4 protein-coding genes and 1 pseudogene are annotated in these 3,587 nt (G+C 63.0%); 2 read left to right on the forward strand and 3 right to left on the reverse strand.

Annotated elements, in window-relative coordinates; translation table 11 throughout:
* A partial coding sequence (gene fae, locus EN884_RS29630; RefSeq protein ID WP_128360904.1) for a formaldehyde-activating enzyme occupies positions 1–286 on the forward strand: 286 nt, incomplete at its 5' end.
* A gap of 137 nt (positions 287–423) precedes the next feature.
* Here fae and EN884_RS29635 read toward each other — a convergent pair.
* Positions 424–1,122 carry a HisA/HisF-related TIM barrel protein gene (locus tag EN884_RS29635; protein ID WP_063167854.1) on the reverse strand — a complete coding sequence of 233 codons (699 nt, stop codon included), beginning with the start codon at positions 1,120–1,122 and terminating at the stop codon, positions 424–426.
* Positions 1,123–1,166: 44 nt separating this feature from the next.
* Between EN884_RS29635 and EN884_RS29640 the strand changes: the two genes are divergently transcribed.
* On the forward strand, positions 1,167–2,204 hold the full coding sequence (locus EN884_RS29640) for a hydantoinase/oxoprolinase family protein (RefSeq protein WP_024504387.1): 1,038 nt from the start codon (positions 1,167–1,169) through the stop codon (positions 2,202–2,204).
* 20 nt (positions 2,205–2,224) lie between these two features.
* Here the strand turns inward: EN884_RS29640 and EN884_RS29645 are convergent, their stop codons facing one another.
* Together EN884_RS29645 and EN884_RS29650 are read right to left on the reverse strand one after the other, a co-directional pair.
* Positions 2,225–2,815, reverse strand: a complete 591-nt coding sequence (locus EN884_RS29645) for a DUF447 domain-containing protein (protein ID WP_063167853.1) — start codon at positions 2,813–2,815, stop codon at positions 2,225–2,227.
* A gap of 4 nt (positions 2,816–2,819) precedes the next feature.
* Positions 2,820–3,587: pseudogene (locus EN884_RS29650) on the reverse strand (dihydropteroate synthase); the annotation flags it as partial.

A 3,587-nucleotide genomic window follows, 5' to 3' on the forward strand; every position in this document is an offset into this window, starting at 1 on the left:
CAAGGGTGCCAAACAGGCGGTCCAGATGTTCGGCCCGGCGCAGCACGCCGTGGCAAAGGCCGTGCAGGACAGCGTTGCGGACGGGACCATTCCGGCCAACGAAGCAGACGACGTGTTCATCTGCGTCGGGGTATTCATCCATTGGGACGCGGCGGACGACGCCAAGATCCAGAAATACAATTACGAGGCGACAAAGGAAGCCATCCAGCGCGCCGTTGCAGGAACCCCGACCGCCGCCGAAGCAACGGCCCAGCGCGACAAGGTCAAGCATCCGTTCGCAGCCTAGACAAGAGACAGCCCCGCACAGGAAAAACCCTCTTCTGAGACGGATGGTCTGTTGCGCCGGCTGAAAAAGGTTCTGGGCTTTTGAAACGTCAGCTCCCGAAGGGCGCACGCCCTTCGGGAGCTGACGAGCAACGACGATCAGGCGCCGAGTGACGCGAGGTGGCCGGGCGTGAGCGTAGCGTTGTGCAATGAGGTTGCGACCAGTGCCGCGGCGACGCCCATGGCGGACAAGGCCCTGATGTCGTTCTCGTCGCGGACACCGCCGGCCGCAATGACAGCGCGATTTCCGGCCTTGGCCTTGACCTCCTGCAACCGCCCGAAGTCGGGACCGGCGGCCGCACCGACCTTGGCCAGCGTCATGACAATCACCTTTTGCGGCCAAAGCTCGGGCTCATCGAGAAGAGAACGCGGCCCGCAAAAACTATCGCCGACGAAATCAAGGGACAGGATGAGATCGGGATGATCGCGAAAACGCCGCAGCAACATGTCGTCTCGCTGCGATTCAGAGCCCAGAACAGGAGACAGCGAGCGTTCGGCAAGCGCCGCCAAAAGTGTCTTTTCGTCGGCCACGCCGGCATCGACCCAAAGTTCCGGCGGCTCCGCCATCGTCCTCAGCCGGGCGAGTGCGTCGCTGTTTGGCGCTCCGCCTTCGATAGCGTCCAGATCTGCGATGTAGAAGGTGGAAAAAGGATAAAGCCCACGCAGTCCTTCAGCGACCGCGACCACATCAGGGCTTCGGCTGAGCGGCGTAACGATCGGCCTGTAGCGATCGCGTTTTCCCTGCTGGGCGCGAACCACCACGCCGTCTTTCAGGTCGAGAACCGGAATGATACGCAACGCTTTTTCACCGACCAATTGCCCCCGTCATGAAAGCTTGAAGCGTGGAAAAAAGAAAGGGCATCATTGCCGGTTTCGACATTGGCGGCGCGCATCTGAAGGTGACCCGCGCACAAGACGGTCGCATCGTCGAGGCGGTAACGATCGCAACGCCGCTCTGGCAAGGGTTGGACAAGCTGGCTTCAGCCCTCGACGAAACGGCTCCGATCTACGCGGGTGCGGATCTCAACGCATTCACCATGACGGGCGAACTGTCGGACATCTTTCCGTCCCGCGATGCCGGCGTGGCGGCTCTGCTGGGTCAGATTTCCACCCATTTCCCCGCAGACAAAAAGCTGGTCTATGCCGGACCATCCGGTTTCGTCGGAGTCGAGCGGGCAGCGCAGCTGACCGCCGATGTGGCTTCCGCCAATTGGCACGCGACAGCCTTGTTGGTGGCAAAACTCGCCGGCGATGCCCTGTTCGTCGACATGGGCTCCACCACCACCGATATTATCGCCATCAAGAACGGCGCCGTGGCCAATGACGGCTACACCGATGCCGGACGGCTTCTAACCGGCGAATTGGTCTATACCGGCTTTACCAGGACATTCCTGTTCGGCGTAGCCTCGTCGGCTCCCGTCCATGGCAGGCTAACGCCGCTGATGAACGAATATTTCGCCTCGATCGCCGACGCTCACCGCATCCTGGGCGTGCTCGACGAGGACGACGACAGGCACCCTCCCGCCGACGGCAAGGAAAAGACTGTGGACGGCTCGATCGCGCGGCTGGCGCGCATGGTGGGGCGCGACGCCACCGACCTCACCCCGCCGGAATGGGGTGAAGTCGCGCGCTGGTTCAGCGAGCAGCAACTGCGCAAAGTGCACGATGCAGCGGCGCTGGTTGCCGGAACCCTGTCTCGGGATGTCCCGATCGTCGGCGCCGGAAGCGGTCGCTGGCAGATCAGGCGGCTGGCCGAACGCATGGAACGCAGTTACGTCGATTTCGCCGACATCATCCCCGCCGATGACACTGTTCGCGGGCAAGCGAGCAGCGCGGCACCTGCGTCCGCAGTGGCGCTTTTGGCGGGATATCCTTCGTAAGCAGGTTGCGGCGCTCGCGCCTATGCTCGCGAGTCCTCGCTATCCGAACCTTTGGCGGTCAAGTGATCGCTGACACGCTGCATCAGCCAGCCCCAGGCTTCCTTTTCACCGTCGCCTGCCGTCTTTTCGATGGCGATCGAAAGGTAGGCGATTTCCGCCTCGATCTTGTTGCGCGGCAGCATGCCGAGCCGGCTGACCAGGATGGCCAGCTCAAGCACCGCCGCCTTGGCTCGGTTGAGGCCGGTGAACGGCGCGAGCGTTTCCTCCCGCACCACGCGGCAGAAATGGCGGGGGCGCACACCATTGTCATCGACCGCCCGGACTTCGAGGCCCGAATACGCCAGCGCCGCCTCGAGCCTCGGCACCGGGAACCCGTCAACCGGAACGGTTGGCCAATGCTTGCGGCCTGTCAGGCAGCCGGCAAAGACACGCGCGTCGTCAGTATAATTGGCGATGGCGAACGGCACTTCGGCGAGATTGTCGAGCGTGACCGACGGCCGGAACGGCGCGATAACCCAACCGTCATTCTCGGCAATGATGCCAATCGGCGCGATGTGGACGTTGCCTGCCTTATTGACCGTCGTGATGATCGATTCGCGAATGTAGGGCATGGTCCTAGCGCTCTTTCCTTGCGCGGAGCGTCTTGCCCGGCTCGGCAAGACGGGTACGGTCGGTTTCGGGTGCCGGCGCGGCAACGCCCCATGCGAGCGGCTCGTCCTGCACATAACGCTTGCCGAGCCGCCACGCGATCTCCGCCTTCATCAGTTCCGCGCCGAGGTAAAAAGCGTGTGCGCCGTCGGCGTTGACGTCCAGCCAGGCAAAAAGTTCGAACGCATCCGTGGCAACCGCATGCCCTTTGCTATTGAAAACATGGATGCCGTCCTCCGCTACCGCGATCCGGAAGTTGGCATCGCGCACCTGGGCCGCCAATGCCTCGATATCGTCGGTTGAGGCTGTGAAAGGCTTGCGATCGTGGACCTGCAACAGGCCTGGGTGATAGCCGCGCGGCAACGCGCCGTCCGTGCAAGCAGCCAACATGACGCGGCGGGCGATATCGTGCTCCTCGATCGTCCGCACCGTGTGTGGGCTGACATGCACCGTCAGCACGTTCCGGATCCGGAGTTCCGAGCAGAGCCCCGCTAGCACGGCTGTAACGCCGGAACTGTCGGCGTCGGTCAATTCGGTGAGATTGCCGGTGCCCATCAGCAATTCGATGTCCGGCCAACGGCGCCGCGCCTCGATGAAGCGCCCGAGTGAAACGGCGAAGCCGAAATGGATCGGGTCGAGCACGGGATCGGCAATGAAGGCGACGCCGGCCTTTTGTGCCGCGGTAATCGCCCGGCCGAGCGAATCCAGATCGCCGGGGATGGAGGGTATCAACAC

The organism is Mesorhizobium sp. M7A.F.Ca.AU.001.01.1.1 (assembly GCF_004022735.1).
GTDB classification, from domain to species: domain Bacteria; phylum Pseudomonadota; class Alphaproteobacteria; order Rhizobiales; family Rhizobiaceae; genus Mesorhizobium; species Mesorhizobium ciceri.